This is a genomic window from Paenibacillus sp. Soil750 (assembly GCF_001428045.1).
Classification (GTDB): Bacteria; Bacillota; Bacilli; order Paenibacillales; family NBRC-103111; genus Paenibacillus_E; species Paenibacillus_E allorhizoplanae.
Window position 1 is genome coordinate 762,932 of the sequence record NZ_LMSD01000012.1, and the last position, 17,866, is coordinate 780,797.

Consider the following 17,866-nt stretch of genomic DNA (forward strand, 5'->3'; position numbering starts at 1 on the left):
CGCGAGTTGGCGTCACTTGACAAGAACTTGATCCGATAACTAAAAAAGCCCGCGGATTTTGCGGACTTCATTCTGACAATGTTCTTGTCAACCGACAATGGTAAGGGTTTGCGTTTTTTTCTTTTTTCACTTGTCTCGTACTGGGGATTAGAACGGATGTTTTGGGATTAGATCGGATGTTTTTTATAGGTTTATCCTACAGCGGGTTATGTACGTATTTTTTTCCAAAGTAAAAAGCCGTGTAACAGATTACTGCTATGCTTTCAAATAATATGCTGATCCCGAGTTATCTGCATAGAATTCGAATTAATGATAAGGATTGAAATGCCAGCTTCGTCGATTTGAATCTGAGAAACAATCGCCTTTTACTAAAGAGTTCGCCTATAATCACTAGGATTGCATCCATACTGGTCAGTAAACAGCTTTGCAAAGTAACGCGGATTTGAATATCCGACCATTTCTGCAACTTTCTGAACTTGTACATGAGGGTCTTTCAATAATTCTTGAGACTTCTTCAATCGGATATTGGTCAAATATTTAATAAACGTTGTTCCCATTTTCTTATGAAATATTGTGCTTAAGTAGTTTGGCGTTACCTTCAGCTCATCTGCGATTTGTAGGATACTAATCTCATTCATATAGCTCTTCTCAATGAAAAGAAGCGTTTGCTGGACGGTATCCTGAGGCCTCTGCATTTTAGGAATATGTACAGATAGAAGAAGTTGACCATGCTCTTTCAGTTGTTTGATCCATACGTCAGCAGTTTCTTTGACATCCAAACGGCAACCGATGGTCGAGCTCAAGTATTGACTGATCATGCTTTTTACCTTTCTATGCTGCTGATCGTGACACATCTTTTCAAACCGTTCTCTACATTCACTAATTGCATTAATATACAGTGCATAAGAGCTTTCCTCGTAATGCTTGACCAGCTTCTCTACACATTTACATAGTTGTAAATGCTCTTCATCGGTGCCCTTCACCCAGTCTTGCAAATGCCATCTTCGATTCATCCCATAGCCGATCCGCATAACAGATACACGCTGCAAACCATCCAACTGCTCCTTCACACCTGAATAGGAGTGACATTGTGCTGTCAGCATAGTTAAACAAAATTCATTACCGATTACAGCCTCCTGCATCACCTGTTCCATATCTAGTGCGACTTTACCCATTAAGCGAGTGATATTCGGCTCATTACTCTCAGTAATCAAAGCCAATTCACCACTAGGTAGAAAAATAAAGGAATATCGAATTTTCGAATGTCCTTGCAGCCTGCTCCCGATTCGCTCCCGCATCTGTTTATAAAAAGAGCTCAACCTGCTGGATTTCAATGATTCTTCCAAGCCACTATCCACGTAAAATACGAACAAATGAAAATCCGTAATTTTCTGCTCAGCCGAATCTTCTAACCCATCATCCACGACTAGCCCATGGCAAATATCTGTCATCCTTGACCCAAACTTCACGTTCATTCCATCGTTCTGTGTAAGCAAAGCAAGTTCAATATCGGAAAGTGATAAAGCTAACTCTGCCTGATCTACAGGTTTTAACAAGTAATTGGAAGCTCCAAGCCGAATGGCATCTTGTGCAAATGAGAATTCCGAGTATCCCGTCAACACGATCCATTTCATCTTCGGATACTCGTTTCTGATTAATTGAATAGCCTCAATGCCAGATAAATAAGGCATCTTAATATCCACAATAGCCAAATCAGGCTGCTCATTCCGGATGAGCTCCATCATTTCTCTGCCGTCCGATGCAGTTCCAACAATGTTCCATGTCTGTGAAAGCTCCGAAATCATGCTAATGAGACTTTCTTGAATCAGATATTCATCATCCGCAATAACAATCCTCATGCTGTCATCTCCTTTAATGGGATTTGAAGGGTTGCTTGAGTACCAACATCCTGCTCACTGTGAATGGCGAATGTTGCCTGTTGATAGACCAGTTGTAGACGTTCTTGCACGTTGTCTAAGCCAACGTGTGTCCCTGAATGAGGCTCTTTCGAAAAACCTGCGCCATCATCCTTTACCACAATAACCACATAGGCAATATCATTCTCTATGTGCATTGAAGCTGATACTACTAGCGAACAAGCGCGATTTATGGGTTCAATGCCATGTAGGATTGAATTCTCAACAAGTGGCTGCAGTAGCAACTTCGGGAACAATAAATTCCCTAATGCGGGGTCTAATTCCATCGAAAAATCAAACCCTTTTCGGGAAAACCTCATCTTTTGCAAGTTACAGTAACTGACTAGGAAGTCAAACTCATCTTTTAATGTCGATTGATCCTTCTTATCCAGGACATAACGAAGCATTCGACTGAGCGAAACAATATACCGCTCCAATAAATCCTTTTGTCCCAAACGATTCAGACCGATAAAGCCACTTAATACATTATATAAAAAGTGGGGCTGCAACTGTGCCTGTAGAGATCGATACTCTGCATTTCGTAGATTTAATTCGGTATTACGTAGGGTTAACTGCGCTCGATATTCTCTATCTATGAGCTCATTAAGATGTGAAATCATCGAGTTAAGCGCCATCCCTATTTGTGCGATCTCATCTTTTCCGTGGACGTCCATTTGTGCGTCTATGTTTCCTCTTTGAACTCTTTTCATTAAAGCAACCATGTTCTTAAATGGCCGTATAATCCATCGAGAAAGAGAGAAGAACATAATAATTGTTGTGAGTAACCCGCCAATTCCAAAGGCTAAGCCAAGAATATACACCCATTTAAATTGTGCTTGTATACCCGAATTGGAGATGAATATAACTATATTCCAATGGGCTAACTCCAAATTTTTCTTAATGACGAAATACGAATCATTATTGCCTTTTACCTTCGTTACATCCTCTTTAATTCCATCCAAAATTTCCGTGGATAAAGGTGAAGTCGCATAAAGTGGTTGGTTTTGGTCATCTAAAATGGCAATGATCGATTTGGGATTCAAATGCATATCCCCAATAATTTTTTTCATAACATTCGTATCGGCATCTGCCATTATTACCCCAACATGTGCTTCCGTGTCGGGATCCTTAATCAACCTGGCTACCGAAAAAACGTTAGTTACCGGCGGATTGCGCAAATAATCCTGTGCATGGGGACTAATGAATACGACTTGACCGTCGCCTGCCAGTGTTTTCTTGTACCAATCTTTAGTGGTATAGGGGTATTGATCGACCGTTTCTGTTGAATTCACCATTCTGGCATACATAGTATCATCATTAGCAATAATCATCGTTCCAACGATATCTTCTCGCGTCATTTTCATGTAGGTAAAAAGCGTATTATACAGAGCTCGATTGGAGACTAACGTCGTATACAGGTCTGAGGAGGCATAGCTTGGACTTGCTTTTAGCTTCAAAGCATTCATGACGTCTTCACTTAAATAGGGGATGATTGTCAATTTCTCGAGGTCCGTTAAATACATTTCCATATTACGTTTCATGGAGACTAACGCACTGTCCGTTTCTGTCAATGCGTTTCGGACAATGATTTGTTTATAATAGTAAGGCATAACAATCGTAATAAGCAGGGTAGGAATAATAATCGTCAGTAAAAATAGAATAGACAACTTTACCCGAAATGAGTATGCAAATTTCATCAAACTCCTCCATAACTGCTGGTTACCTTCTCGCTAATCGGGTTACATTCTCTTTCATAATCGTACTAAATTCAGCTGCTGTTATATGCCCAGCAATCAGATCAAGTCCGTTTGTACACATGATATCCCACATGCCGTTCGGCAAATAAACCCGGTCAAAGTAAGGGAAAACACGCACATCCCTATATTGCTCATAATACTTAGCAAATTCATGATTAACTGTAACGCCTTTCAAACCGACCGGCAGCTTCATTACTTTAGCTATTTTCGCCAAATTATCTGGCTGCGCGTAGAAGGCAAGCAATTTCTTAGCTTCTGTCATATGCTTCGTATTTTTCCATATCCCCATGGTATCGCGCTCTCCACCTGAGAAGGTTGGCGTATCCCCCGCGACGATCGAAGGAATCGGCATTATCCCAATTTGAGCGTCTTTGTTCACCTTATACGTGTCCTCAGCGAAATTGGGCCCACCATCAAAGAAAGCTATTTTATCTGTGGCAAAGAGCTTTGCAAGATCCGCGAACTTCGCTGTAATGATGTCCTTATTGATGTAACCCCTATCAAACATTTCTTTAAACTTCTCGGCCATCGGTGTCCACTTGGACCAATCAAAGCTGCCGTTCATCAAAGCGTTAGCTTCATTGTTTTTTGATGAAATTAGTTGTGGAATGGCAAATAAATCAAAGTGCTCCCCGACGGTCCAATTATCAGCTCCAGAGAAATAAAACGGAACAACTTCGCCTTTGCTTTCAGTGAGGATTTTCTCGGAAGCTGCCATTAATTCATCGAAGGTTTTGGGCACCTCAATGTTATATTTTTTGAGAACATTCACATTATACGAAATCCCATCTTTGGCTTCACTGATAGGTAGCACATACACCTTACCCTGCTTATCTGTCACGATATCACGAATACTATCCGATAACTGGGAAGCCCAGCTCTCATTCCTTAAATCTGTCAAATACTTGCCATACCGAATTTGAGCCCAACCATGGGTATCAAACACATCTGGTAGATCACTCGCAGCCATTTTCACTTTCAATAGGCTCTCATATTCGGCAGGAAACTGGATATCAACCTTAATCGCTGGATTAGCCCGTTCGAAATCTAATGCAATAGCTTTGTAAATATTTTGTCCCGCAGGGGTTGCGACATTCATCAGAACGGATAGTGTAACAATATTACCCACATTTGCTCCCGTCTTGGTTGAATCCACCAAAGCACCTGCAAGTTGTGAAGAGTTGGCATCCTTCGTTATGCTGCTTGAGCACCCCAGTAAGAATATTGAAAGAGCAGTCGTACATGTCAATATAGCTAGCGCGGCTTTGGTAAACATGGTGAACCTCCAGGGACCTTTACCTCTATTCGGTCTCTCTATGATAACAGCTATGTGCTAAGTATATCATCGTTGATAGCGCTTTCGCGAGTAAGAAAACTACAATTCTTGTCTACTTTTCTACTCCACCCTTTCCAACGTAAAAGGAACCCAGATAAGACATAAAAGTCCACCGGGTTCCTTTTTATACCGAAGAGTTAATTATCCTTTTACCGCACCAGCGGATAACCCATGAATAAAATACCGTTGCAAGAACAAGTACAGCACCGCAAGTGGCAATGCCGCAATTACGGAACCAGCAGCCACCCAGCCTACGTTGCTCGTATACTGACCGAAAAAGGCTGAAAGCGCAACAGTGAATGGTCGAATGGCCGTTTTTTGCAGAAAAAATGTTGAGAATTGATAATCGTTCCACACATTTACCCCGTTTAGAATAATGACCGTTGCCGTTACTGGCTTTAGTAGTGGGACGATTAATTTGAAAATAACTCCGAGCCTAGTCGAACCGTCCATCATAGCCGCTTCATCTAATTCACGTGGAATGGAGCTGATAAATCCGGTATACAGAAAGATTGTAATTGGTAGATAGAACGTCACATGCAGCAGAATGATCCCCCAATAGGTGTTTAAAGCTCCAAGATCAACGTAAAATTTGTAGAGGGGTACTAGAATTGTAAGTGGCGGAACAATCAGAGCTGCGATAAAAAAGAGATACATCATCCGATTCAAGCGTGTCTTGTATCGCGCCAACGGATACGACGATATTGTACCTAAGACAATAAGTAAAATAATGACTATAACCGTGATCACACTCGTGTTAATGAAGGCTTTACCCAGCTTCGCATTCACCCACGCATTCGTGAAATTCCCTGTGTACAAATAGTGGGGAATGCTCCACTTCGAACTGAGGTCTGAATCCTTTTTAAACGAGCTGGTTAGCAAGATATAGAAAGGCAAGATGTGAAGAATGCCAATGATCAGTACAAGGATGCTCATCCAACCTTTTGCCTGCTTCATAGTTCCTGCTCCCTTCTTCTCAGATAATACAAGACACTCAAACAGATGACAGAGATGAGGACAAACATTAAGATTCCTAGTGCTGAAGCGAACCCTGCGTCTTGTCTTGTGAAATATAATTTATACATCAGTGTAGATAAGGAAGCTGACGCAACCCCTGGCCCACTGTTGGTTAACGAAACGATTACATCGTAAAGCTTCAAGCCCCCGATGAGATTTAAAACAACACTGATCGTCATCGAAGGTGAGAGTAATGGGATCGTGACATGTTTAAATTTAGAAAAAGCAGAAGCGCCATCAATATCAGCAGCCTCATAATAGTCTTTGGGAATGGTTTGAAGTCCAGCCAAATAAATAATCATTGCGACTCCGAGATACTGATACGTATTCACAAAGGTAATAATCCACACGTTAATCTTGGAGTCTGCCAACAAATTAAATGTCTTGGGTGAGAAAATATGAATAATGTCGTTAATCGCACCGCCATTGTATTGGAAGAAAAAGTACCAGACATATCCCATGATTAACGGGCTAATAATAACTGGCATGTACACAATGGTTTTGGCAATGCCTGCTGTACGCATTTTGTAGTTAAGTAAGAGTGCATAAGCTAGACCGACACTATTCTGAAAAATTGTTGAGCCTACGCCATAAATAAACGTATTTCTGACGACTGTCCAGATATCTGCTTCCTTGAACATCCTCACATAATTATCAATTCCAATCCAAGTGGCATCCTGAGAGAAGCCGTCCCAATCTGTTAAGGAAATTTTCACCCCATTGATCAAAGGGTATATAACAAAAGCGAGGAGCAGTATCACCGTCGGCAGATACAGGAAATTAAGCCAAACAGGCGAACTTAACGATTTCCCCCACTTTCTCGGGGCTGCAACGGGTTCTGATCTCTTTTTATAAACAGTATCCAATGGCTTACCTCCCATCTCTAGATGAATGAAGATTCCCATACCACTTGGGTCGTGATATGGGAACCCGTCATTGATGTTATTTTTTCGATAATCGAGCCACATTCTCTTTCATGATCTGACTATATTTCTCTGCTGTAATGTGTCCTGTAATTAAATCAAGACCACTCGTACACATTACATCCCACATCCCGTTCGGCAAATATACACGGTCGAAGTAAGGGAATACACGAATGTCTTTATATTGCTCATAGTAGACTGCGAATTCGTGCGTAGCTGTAACACCCTTCAAACCTGCCGGAAGCTTCATAACATTGGAAATTTTCGCTAAGTTCTCAGGTTTCGCAAAAAACGCAAGCAATTTCTTCGCTTCATCCATATGCTTCGTGTCTTTCCAAATCCCCATCGTGTCGCGTTCTCCACCAGAGAAATTCGGTGTATCTCCCGCAACGATTGAAGGAACTGGCATAATACCGATTTTGACATCCTTGTTCACTTTATACGCATCGTCAGCGAATGAAGGACCACCGTCAAAGAAAGCAACCTTATCTTGAGCGAATAGTTTAGCAAGATCTGAAAACTTCGCTGTCACGACATCTTTGTTCATATACCCTTTATCGTACATCTCTTTGAACTTCGTTGGCAGCGGTGTCCATTTGGACCAGTCGAAGCTACCATCCAATAAAGCACTTGCTGAATTGTCCTTCGGCGAAATGAGTTGCGGGATAGCAAACAAGTCAAAATGCTCGCCCACCGTCCAATTGTCAGCACCCGCAAAGTAAAACGGAACAACCTCGCCTTTACTTTCAGTTTTGATCTTTTCAGAAGCTGCCATTAATTCATCAAAGGTTTTGGGCACCTCGATATTATATTTCTTAAGTACGTTCACATTGTAGGAAATCCCATCTTTGGCTTCACTAATCGGAAGCGCATACACTTTGCCTTGTTTGTCTGTTACGACATCTTTAATCGTATCCGTCAATTGTGATGCCCAACTCTCGCCTTTCAAATCAGCCAAATATTTGCCATAGCGAATTTGCGCCCATCCATGTGTATCGAACACGTCCGGCAGATCACTTGCAGCCATTTTCACTTTCAACAAGTTCTCGTATTCACCTGGGAATTGTAAATCAACTTTAATTGTCGGGTTTGCTTTCTCAAAATCTGCTGCAACCACTTTATACGCTTCTTGTCCTGCTGGTTGTGCCACGTTCATTAGAACGGATAATGTAACCTTATCCCCTGACTTTGTCTCTACTTTCGCTGGAGCAGCTGTAGTGCTTACAGATGGTGACGGATCTGCTTCTTTCGTAGTTGTGTTCGAACATCCAACCATCGCTAAGGATACGATTGATGTGCAAGCTAAAACAGTAAACACAGATTTCTTAAACATGGTAACCCCTCCTGGATATCTGTTATTTGATAAGGCCTCGGTTGTTTCTAACGACCTATACGTAAATTATAGCCCCCTTGTTAGCGCTTACGTGAGAAAGGAAACTACAAGAGATGTTCTCATTTCTACTGCGTATACAATGTTTCTTGAGCGTTCAAAAAAAAGCTATCTACCACGAGCAGTCGCCCAGGTAGATAGCTTTTTCCAAGTCATGCTATCGTTAATTTGTCACTGCAGCAATCTGAATACGATCTATATTTGGCGCATATCCAGATGAACTATTTGAAAACTTAATCGTGTTATTCCCAGCAGCTAATGTGACATCCGCTACCGTTGTACCAAAGTTCGACCACCCTAGTGTATTACGGAAATACAATTTTTTTGCGGTGGCGCCATTCACGCTAATATTCGCGTAGCGATCAACAATGTTAGCATTGTAATTCGACGCACCCGCACCTAACTCACCATTTGCATAGGTGATAATCATTCGATAAACGCCAGCAGTAGCTACATTTACGTTTTTGAACTGTAACGTGTTGGCTGCTCCTCCACCAATCCAACCCACATAAGATCCACCGGAAGCCGCAGTGTCGCTCGTAATCACTGCAGCCCCAGCACGTGTATTACCAGCGGCCTCGGCCTCATAGCCAGTTATAGTACCTGTAGATGCCGCTACATCGATATAATCAATGTTATAGGCGTCGTTATCATCTGTTGTGAAAGCATTCATTGCAATGCGATTAATACCTGCAGTTAAGAAAACGTTGGTCGTATTACTAGCCCATGTACTCCAATTCGTCGTTCCCGTCAAACTTAAATCCTTCAGATGCACACCATTCAGCATAAAGCGCGCATTTCTATTGGTTGTAGCACCAGTTAGAGGACCTGCAGAATAGCGCAAAGTTACATTGTAGAAGCCATTCGTTGGTGCTGTTACCACGAAGTTCGTACTTGCCGTACTACTACCGCCATAACCCTCGACGTAAGAGGTTCCAGCGTAGCCAGTATTCGTACCGGTATGGACGACCGCTGTTCCGCCTATGCTGGCATACTCAGCTTCATATCGTGAGTTTGTAGCCGTAGACAAGTCCCGATTCGGGGTCACAATCATTTGATAGGCTGATAATGCCTTCATATTGTTCACTGGAACGGTAATCTGCCCCGATGTAACAGCATAATCACCTTCTTGAACGATATAAGGACCGCTAGATGGATTTAGCCCTGACGTATCAACACCCCATACCGTCGCATGCACCGTACTGCCTAGATAAGAAGCTGAACCTAATCCTTTGACCACAACATCCGTATTAAACACATTCGTGCTGTTCGCCGAGCCGCCAAAAATCACTCTAACCTGCTGCTTGACGCTATCTAAAGAAGCAAGACCTTGCAATGACCCCGTTACTGATGGTGGGGTTACAGCAACCGTATTACCTACCATTTCCCCATACCATTTGTACAGCCACCAAGCGCCTGTTGCTTTATTATTTTGTGTAACGAGATCATTAAGCGAACCAGCTGTTGTCCAATAAGCCAAACTGCCGTACACCTTACTGCTCTCAAATTTGGATATAAACTGCACTAAGTTACCTGGCACACCAATATCCCCGGAACTACGGCCATATTCATTTATTGATATCGGTCTCGGTGAGATGCCTAAGCTCGTTTCCACCCCGCGATAATGATTGTAATGCGTATACCAGTCTGTGAAGAAGTCATTTCCTAGCTCATGCCAAGTCGTAACGTCCGGTAAACAATTATTGTTTTTGGCAAAAGTCATAAACTGCTGATATACGGAGCTATCGTAGTAGGAGAAATTAATGCCGCCTATTTTAGCCGTCGGGTCAATCGAACGTATCTTCTGATAAACGGTTTTCCAATCGTTGAATAATGTCTGCAATTTATTACTATTGTTATACCAAATCCAATCTGGCTCATTAAAAGGTACATACACATAATTACTGTGATTGGGATCTGCCGCCATTTGGGTAACCATCGTAGTTACTTTGGCCAAATAATCAGCCATACCTAAATTATCATAAGGCCAATTCTTATATATGTCCTGCATAATCACTTGGATTTGTTTGCCACCCGTGCGGAAAAATTGATTCTGCACATCAAATACGTCACCGTTCGGGTGCTGTAGACCATTCGGTGGCTTTTGACTGGCATATTGCGTTTTGAGCGGAGCCAACATATTATCTGTTGGAATCCCATCATTTCCAAGCCCATAGAGGTAACCTGTAGCGCCATAAAGCAAGGGACCTGTATTCGAGGACAAATTCACTTGAAGTTGAGGATTAGCGGCGTAGCTACGCCCTACAGGTAATACGGATAAGGATAGCAAACATGCGAATGCAATCATCGTTACTTTTTTGAACAACTTCATTCCCTCCCTAACTGATTAATTAATTCGATTCTCCTAACTAGGAACACTTAATATTGATGAAAACACTCACCACCCTTATAAATAATTGCGACAGTTTAAAGCGCTTTCATCTCGGCCGTGAGTAAAGTATAGCACCGTTGTTAGCGCTCTCGTGAGACTGGAAACTACGCTTGATGTACTTATTTACTACTGCTTACAAATGTCTAACGATTCCTCGAGCAAGAAACAAAAAACAGAAAATAGACCGCCTTGTGCGGTCTGCTTTCTGTTTTCAAAACCTTGAGACAAAATTACATACCAAGAACTGCAAACTCATTGATTCCAGGCTGAGCAGAACCACTAGTAAAGGTTATACGGACAAACTTTGCACGTTTTTCGGAATCAAACATAAGCCTTGATTTAGCTTCCGCAATAGTGTTTCCGCTCTTATCTATAACCTTCTTCCAGTTGGTCCCGTCATTGGAGATTTCAACATAGTACTTATATACGGAGGTTTGGCTAAGCCAATTGGAATCCACACCAGTAATATAGTACTCGTTGCTAAGGTCAATCGTTAGCGAATGTCCAGCATTGCTATTATTAGCTTTCCATGCTGTTGATGCGTTTCCATCATTGCTATTGGTTGCATTATAATTCGCTGCATTGCTATCTGTACTTACTCCTTTATTAAGACCAAGATTGGATTCTACTCCAATAAGCTCTTTCACTGAGAAATTATCAAGATAAGCCTTATTCGTACCACCAAACCTCCAGGCTTTGAGTTTGACACTTGTGTTATTATATGTTGTTATTGCTTCACCTGAAGTACCGGTATTTCTATACGTAGGTGTACCGTTTTCATTAGTTGACCAATTACCACTTACAGCAGTCCAGCCTACTGCAGTTCCGTCATTGAAGTCATCAGACATCATTACCTTGGCAGTCCTTTCCATAGGCATAACAGCAACATTGTCGAATGCCGCCTCCGAGTTGTGGTTTTTAAGCGCAATTCCACCGATAGCAAACGGAGTAGCATCGGTACCTTGGACTACAAGATTCCCATTTACATAACCCTTAAGTGAATTTCCGTTCAATTCAAATTTAAGATTATACCAATTATAATTCGTAAAGGTATAATTTGCAGTTGCAATTGTTGACCATGACCCACCGTCGTTTTTGTCGATTTGGATTACGTTATCCTTCATCACAAGCTGATAATACTTATTAGGTGCTGCATACTTAGCCAACAAGGCAGTTTCAACACCACTATACCTTATTACATCCGCAGTGAACGTATAATCTTTCCAATTGTTAGCATCCGGACCTGTCTTAAATGCTGTATTCATCTTGGTGTAACTTGTTTGAGAAGCTGCTGCAAAGGGTGAACTTCCTTTCATCACGTCATTGACTGTCAGAAATATCTTGTTAGTTCCGTTATGTCCATTTACAACCTTGGCATCAGAAGATAAAAAGTAATAAGTATCCGGCTTCAGACCCGTCAGTACCTTTCTTGCTTCGCTGTAAATATTCCCGGCAGGGAACATAAGCCTGTTGCTCCCACTTTCATTCTCGATTCCAATTCCGGAGCCTACAACTGTTGTCCATCCGGACATCCCTCCGTTAAGATTTCCATCCGGAAAATTTTCGGTAGTTCCTTTTGCCAAGATACTGCTGTTTGATTCAGAGACATTGGTATTGTTGTTGGTCAAATCTACAAATTTCTCGGTAGCATCTGAAAAACGGTTGTTGTTTACATATCCATTAAGGGTATGATCCAGTCTTATACTCGTCTTATCATTAGACCAGGAATAGATGTCAACCAGAGGAAGAAACACATTATCGTGAATATTAATGTTAAAATAAGGACGGTCGGTGTTTAACAATGTATGGTTTAAACTGTTTTTTATTATTCCCATGTCATAGAACCTTGAGTTTTTCATCTCAATATCATGAGGGAAACTCCCCTCATACCACTCCACATCCGATCGTATATTGACATTGGAATTAATAACACTGTTATCAATTAGAACGCCATTATGTAGCAGCATCTCTGCTTGTTTTAAGCTGTTAGATTCAACATTCCTATAAATCTCTGCAGTATGTCCATATTTAGACGGAAAAGCAAACAGCGTTTGTAGTGGGTCAAAACCTGAAGGGATATTAGATGTAAAGGTTAGCAGCCAGCAATCCTCTTGTTTTCCGTCGTTGTTCCAATCATACTTGTAGATTTGCGGAGAGCCAGCAAGCGTCATAGTTAAATCAGTCAAGTGATCTGCTGTATTCTTATAAAATTCAATAGTATCTCCAGCGTATATTTTGCTCGGATCCTCATATCCATTGCTAAAATCACTCAATATGACTTGATTGGCAGCAGGTTTTGCAACTACCGGTTTACCTTTAATAGCGTTATTCATGAAATCGTCTCTTGACGCGCTACCTCTAAAATGGTCAACCGTAATTATCCCTGAACAGTTTAAAAACCAAGGTGTACCATATATATCTCCAAGATTAAAGCCATTCCATCCCCTGTCAAATTTGGGACCGAGGTCAATATCCTTCAATGTAGGATTATTAACTCTGCTTAAGTAAAAGTTCCCGAAATTATAGCAGTACTGGTTTTCTATAGTCAATCCGTCAACGTCTTCTGCACTGAAGGGATAATATTCAGAAGGCATTGTTGTTTTCCAGAAAATATAATTCCCAACCTCAACTTCTGTAGGAAGCTTTGTATCGTTCATTACCATACGGGAAGTGTACCCTGAAACAAGACTCCATTTTTTCCCAGGTTGACTTGTATAGAGAATATAATTGTCTGTCCCCCAATACGGAGATTCCCATGTATTGACTTCATGGTAGTTCTGGCCATAACCTGCCATCATTTTGTCCTTGTCGAACAACGTCATTGCAGGAACATTTGTTTGAGAAGGTGAAGAACGCAGTGCTGTACTGGTATCCGCTGTAGTGTTGTTCATTACATTTACGGTAACCGAACCACTGTCCTTTGCAATAACCTGTGCAATTGTATACCAATTCGGAGAAATTTCCCAGGAAAAATTCTGAACTTTTATATTGGAACCGCCATTTATTTTAAACCCTCCTGCCTGGCCAAAGTTAGTCTGTATAAGAGTTCCAGGCTTCCCTGAAGCCTCAATCTGCCCCATAATTGTTAGGTCCTTTGCCCCTGCAATGTCTATTCTGTTTTTATTTTGATTCAATATATACGTACCTGCATCAAAAATTACTCTTATAGCATCATTCGGGTGTGAATTCTTCCATATGATTGCATCATTAATAGCACTTTGTATGCCTGCTCCATCAGCGTTTTGGTCGTTAGCAGCCGTATATGCGTTAACATATATGTCATGATTACCTGCAGCATAAACTGTGGGCCCGCCCAGCCCAATGAATGCCAAAACAGTTGTTAGTATCATTGTCATAACTAGAAACGCAGAAAATTCTCTTTTCATACCTTTTACTCTTAATATCATCATCAATTTACCTCCAATTTTAAATTCTGATACTTTGAAACCTGAGAGTCTATTGCATATACCCGCAAATCCCACACTCGTTACCTCTTCAGATTTTCCAATTTCATTCCCCCCTTCAAAGTGTTGATCGGAATCAATGCATTCAGCATTCATTTCGTCAATGAGTAAAGTATACGGCTGCAATTCTGCTCTTTGAATGCGATATCTTTGGAATTTCCTTCGAAATCTTCAGCTTAAATTTGAATCCGCTTACATTTAAGTTTAAAGAGTATTTCTGTTTCTCCTATCGATATTCAATCGGGGCCGCCCCTGTAAATTTTTTAAATGCGTAGCTAAAATAATTCGAATTCGGATACCCAACGCGCTCCGCAATTTCAAAAACTTTCAAATCGGTTGTTCGAAGAAGTTCCGTAGCTTTCTCCATCCGAACCCTCGTAATATAGTTGTTAACGGTTTCTCCAACTTCATTTTTGAATATGGTGCAGAGATAATTCAGATTCATAAAGATACTCGAAGAAATAGCCTTTAAAGAGAGATCTTGATTGTAATGGTCCTCAATGTACTTTTTGACCTGCTCAATCTCGACCCTATAAGGTTTGCTCTTTGTTTTGATGATTTCTTTTAACCCAGAGGAGACATACTGCAAAAGCTTGGTCCGTATCTCGGAAGCTACTTCCGACGCGAGATCATCCACTGCACATAATTGCTCATACTGCCGGTCCGCGTCTTCCGCATGGATCCCGGTGTCTGCCAGCAGCTTGCGTACTGTTCTTGCGATTTGGATGGCAACCTCGGCCAAATACCCTGTTTCCCCTGCAATCAACTCATTCGATTCGAGCTCATCCAGTAAATCCGCAGTTACGCTCACCGCCCTTTCGTTCATGGCCTTCAGGTGACGAACAATTTCCTGTTCCTTTTCGAACGGGAAGACCAGCCCCAAGACAGAATCCTTCTCAATACCCCTTCCGATTTTTTCATTTTTCTTATCCGATTTCCTCTTTTGAACAGATCCATAAGCTTCTCTGTAAGAAAAAGCAATTTGTCCATATCCTGAGTAGATGGAACCGAATTGTACCGTGACCGTCAAGCCAAGAAATTCCGCTATGCTCTTTTCCAAGCTTCCGGCTTTCTGTTCTAGCTCCTCTTGATACAGTTGCCCATCTCTACCGTCGAGACTGATAAGCGCTTCCAGGAGACCTTCATTCGTAACGATCGATAGTCCCCAGGCATTTTGATTTAATATTTCGTCACTAATATTTTTAACCGCATACAGGAACAAGTGCTTGCCCTCTTCATTGCCGGAAGACCGTTCGGCCAAATCCTCGATTCGGATGACGCAAGCTGCGAATTTATCCGATGGAAAGTCGATACCAAGCCATCCCAACTTATTTTTCATTTCGATTTCGCTATCCAAATAACTGGAATGAAGCAAATCGTAGACCCATTTTTCACGAAGAGCCGGCAGGGACTCGCGGAACTGTTGCTCCAAGCTCTCCAGGAACTGCTCCTTTCGTCGGTTCTCTGTCAGCTTGTCGCGGGTCTTCACGATTACTTCCATTAACTCAAGTGGAGATATAGGCTTCAGCAAATACTCACTAACGCCATATTTGATAGCTTCCTTGGCGTATTCGAAGTCGTTGTATCCGCTCAAGATAATGATAAAACTGTCGGGTAATAACGGCCTCACCACCTTGGCAAATTCCAAGCCGTTGACGAAGGGCATGTTGATATCCAGCAGGATAATGTCTGGCCGATGAAGCTTCGCCTCGATCAGCGCGTCTCGGCCGTTTGCGGCTTGGCATGCGACTTCGAGCCCGTAACTCTCCCAGTCTATTCCTTCAACAATTCCGAGCCGGATGTTTTCCTCGTCATCCACGACCATAACTTTCAGCATAGGCGTTCCTCCGCATATTAGTCTGCTTGCTCTTTATTCACCAGGTGGCTCCGTCAAAATCGGTATTCGGATACGGACTTCAGTTCCGCTGTTTGCGGAACTGTTGAGAAATAATCCATAGGATGATCCAAAATACAAGCAGATTCTCTCGTTTACGTTCTTCAACCCGAAGGAGCCCGTCACGGCCGCTTTCGTTCCGCCTAAAGCGCTTCGGATTTCCGCAAGCTTCTCTGCGTCGATGCCAACCCCATCATCCCAGACAATAAAGAGAACTGCATCCTTCTCTTGTTCGACTCGGATTTCAATTCGTCCTGGCAATTCTTTGTTTCTCAAACCATGAATGAGTGCGTTCTCGATAATCGGCTGTAATATCAGCTTGGGCGTATATTGCTCCAAACTGACCTCCTCCGCCCGAATAGAGGACTCGAACCGATTCGCATTGCGGAATTTCTGAATGCTTAAATAACTTTTAGCATGCTCAATTTCCTGCTCAATTGTGATAAACTTGCTGCCTTTGCTAAGGCTAATCCGAAAAAACTTTCCGAGATTCGTAATGACTTCACTGATCTCCGGCTCCTTCTTGCGAACCGCGAACCAGTTCAAGGATTCCAATGTATTATAGAGAAAATGCGGATTAATTTGCGCTTCCAATGCTGTCAATTCTGCTTTCCTTTTGGCCTGCTCTTCCTCTTTGTTACGAACCAGCAGCTCTTTAATGTTGAAGGCCATTGAATGGATGACGTCATTTAATTCCTTAATTTCGTCGCCGGTATTCACGATGGATTTTATATCAAAGTTGCCTCTCTCAATTTCCCTGATCGCCTTCATCAGCTGCATAAGAGGCCGAGTGATGTTCTTCGAGATCACGTTCGACAAATAAATGGCGAGTAGCAGCAAAATCAATCCGATAATGGCGATGAATAGCTGAATGGAATTAGCTTCGGACATAATGGCTTCTTGTGGAACAAGACTCCTGATGTGCCAGCCATAATCTTTCGAATCACTCTGAAGCAGAGTATATTTGTCGCCGCCAACTTGTACAATCTGGTTCGACTTGTCGCCGAACTGTCCGGCAATGTCCCCATTATTAGGAAATCGGGAATCTTCCTTGCCGATCATTGGCTCATCGTTACCGTTATAGACCCTGTTAATCCAACCTTGGTTGAAATTCACTTGTGCCAAAGCACCACTTATCACTCTCGCGTCCAATTCGATGGCAATGGTGTATAAGTACCTGGTCGGTCGTTCAGCATCATATACCTTCTGAAAAAAAGTGAACGTGTCCAGACTCGACATTGAAGTATCGCGTACAATTGACTTATGCAAGTCAGAAAACATCCACTCTGCGCCAGAATTCCAGAAATGTTGGTACCAGGTCTGCTCAGCAATGTGATACTTATTATCATAGGCAAGATTATATATCTCCGAGCCTCTTCCATTATCATCTACAAGCGTAATATCAGTAATATAAGTCTTCAAATACTTGTATTTATTCAGCAGGACGCCCAATTGACCTTGGGTTCGGTAATCCACCGCTGCTTTTTGCTCCGATAACTCGAGCACTTTATGATTCACCTGCTCATCGAGTGCGATATTTTTGGCCAAATAACGGGTGTCAAGTAAGTAATATTCAATATTTTCCATCGTTTTACTTACGAGCTGAAGGGAATAATTGATCGTTTTATTCCTGATAACCTCTCTAACCCGAGTCGAAGTGATATAAAGCGTCGTAAGCAAGCAGAATGAAATCAACAACATGAAGCTGACAAATATCTTCTGACGTATCTTCAAACCGGCAATCCATTTTCTCATGGTACCCTCCTGACGGAAACGG

Annotated in this window: 10 protein-coding genes; all 10 read right to left on the minus strand. The window is 41.9% G+C overall.

What is annotated here, in order from left to right; genetic code table 11:
- Window positions 1-368 precede the first annotated feature (368 nt).
- Window positions 369-1,859: a response regulator transcription factor gene (locus ASL11_RS15345; protein WP_056615754.1), complete on the minus strand. Its 1,491-nt coding sequence runs from the start codon at window positions 1,857-1,859 to the stop codon at window positions 369-371.
- Complete coding sequence (locus ASL11_RS15350) at window positions 1,856-3,613, minus strand: cache domain-containing sensor histidine kinase (RefSeq protein ID WP_056615765.1); 1,758 nt, start codon at window positions 3,611-3,613, stop codon at window positions 1,856-1,858. Before ASL11_RS15350 ends, ASL11_RS15345 begins: the two co-directional genes overlap by 4 nt.
- A 22-nt stretch (window positions 3,614-3,635) precedes the next feature.
- Entirely contained in the window at window positions 3,636-4,949 is a 1,314-nt protein-coding gene (locus ASL11_RS15355; protein WP_056615769.1) for an ABC transporter substrate-binding protein, read from the minus strand.
- A 201-nt stretch (window positions 4,950-5,150) separates the two neighbouring features.
- Window positions 5,151-5,966, minus strand: a complete 816-nt coding sequence (locus ASL11_RS15360) for a carbohydrate ABC transporter permease (protein ID WP_056615771.1) — start codon at window positions 5,964-5,966, stop codon at window positions 5,151-5,153.
- Window positions 5,963-6,907, minus strand: coding sequence for a carbohydrate ABC transporter permease (locus ASL11_RS15365; protein WP_157256954.1), 945 nt, complete (start codon window positions 6,905-6,907; stop codon window positions 5,963-5,965). Before ASL11_RS15365 ends, ASL11_RS15360 begins: the two co-directional genes overlap by 4 nt.
- Window positions 6,908-6,968: 61 nt before the next feature.
- Window positions 6,969-8,282, minus strand: coding sequence for an ABC transporter substrate-binding protein (locus ASL11_RS15370; protein ID WP_056615777.1), 1,314 nt, complete (start codon window positions 8,280-8,282; stop codon window positions 6,969-6,971).
- A 220-nt stretch (window positions 8,283-8,502) separates the two neighbouring features.
- A complete protein-coding gene (locus tag ASL11_RS15375; RefSeq protein ID WP_200962438.1) occupies window positions 8,503-10,665 on the minus strand; it encodes a CBM35 domain-containing protein in 2,163 nt (720 codons plus the stop codon).
- 296 nt (window positions 10,666-10,961) lie between these two features.
- Window positions 10,962-14,321 carry a discoidin domain-containing protein gene (locus tag ASL11_RS15380; RefSeq protein ID WP_056615782.1) on the minus strand — a complete coding sequence of 1,120 codons (3,360 nt, stop codon included), beginning with the start codon at window positions 14,319-14,321 and terminating at the stop codon, window positions 10,962-10,964.
- Between the two features lie 100 nt (window positions 14,322-14,421).
- On the minus strand, window positions 14,422-16,032 hold the full coding sequence (locus ASL11_RS15385; protein WP_056615786.1) for a response regulator transcription factor: 1,611 nt from the start codon (window positions 16,030-16,032) through the stop codon (window positions 14,422-14,424).
- A 33-nt stretch (window positions 16,033-16,065) separates the two neighbouring features.
- Window positions 16,066-17,844 (minus strand): sensor histidine kinase, encoded by a 1,779-nt coding sequence (locus ASL11_RS15390; protein WP_056615789.1) that lies wholly within the window; start codon window positions 17,842-17,844, stop codon window positions 16,066-16,068.
- Window positions 17,845-17,866: the final 22 nt, after the last annotated feature.

Bases quoted from the DNA above. Each gene is read 5' to 3' on its own strand.
- ASL11_RS15345 (WP_056615754.1), bottom strand. From the start codon at position 1,859: ATGAGGATTGTTATTGCGGATGATGAATATCTGATTCAAGAAAGTCTC.
- ASL11_RS15350 (WP_056615765.1), bottom strand. From the start codon at position 3,613: ATGAAATTTGCATACTCATTTCGGGTAAAGTTGTCTATTCTATTTTTA.
- ASL11_RS15355 (WP_056615769.1), bottom strand. From the start codon at position 4,949: ATGTTTACCAAAGCCGCGCTAGCTATATTGACATGTACGACTGCTCTT.
- ASL11_RS15360 (WP_056615771.1), bottom strand. From the start codon at position 5,966: ATGAAGCAGGCAAAAGGTTGGATGAGCATCCTTGTACTGATCATTGGC.
- ASL11_RS15365 (WP_157256954.1), bottom strand. From the start codon at position 6,907: ATGGGAGGTAAGCCATTGGATACTGTTTATAAAAAGAGATCAGAACCC.
- ASL11_RS15370 (WP_056615777.1), bottom strand. From the start codon at position 8,282: ATGTTTAAGAAATCTGTGTTTACTGTTTTAGCTTGCACATCAATCGTA.
- ASL11_RS15385 (WP_056615786.1), bottom strand. From the start codon at position 16,032: ATGCTGAAAGTTATGGTCGTGGATGACGAGGAAAACATCCGGCTCGGA.
- ASL11_RS15390 (WP_056615789.1), bottom strand. From the start codon at position 17,844: ATGAGAAAATGGATTGCCGGTTTGAAGATACGTCAGAAGATATTTGTC.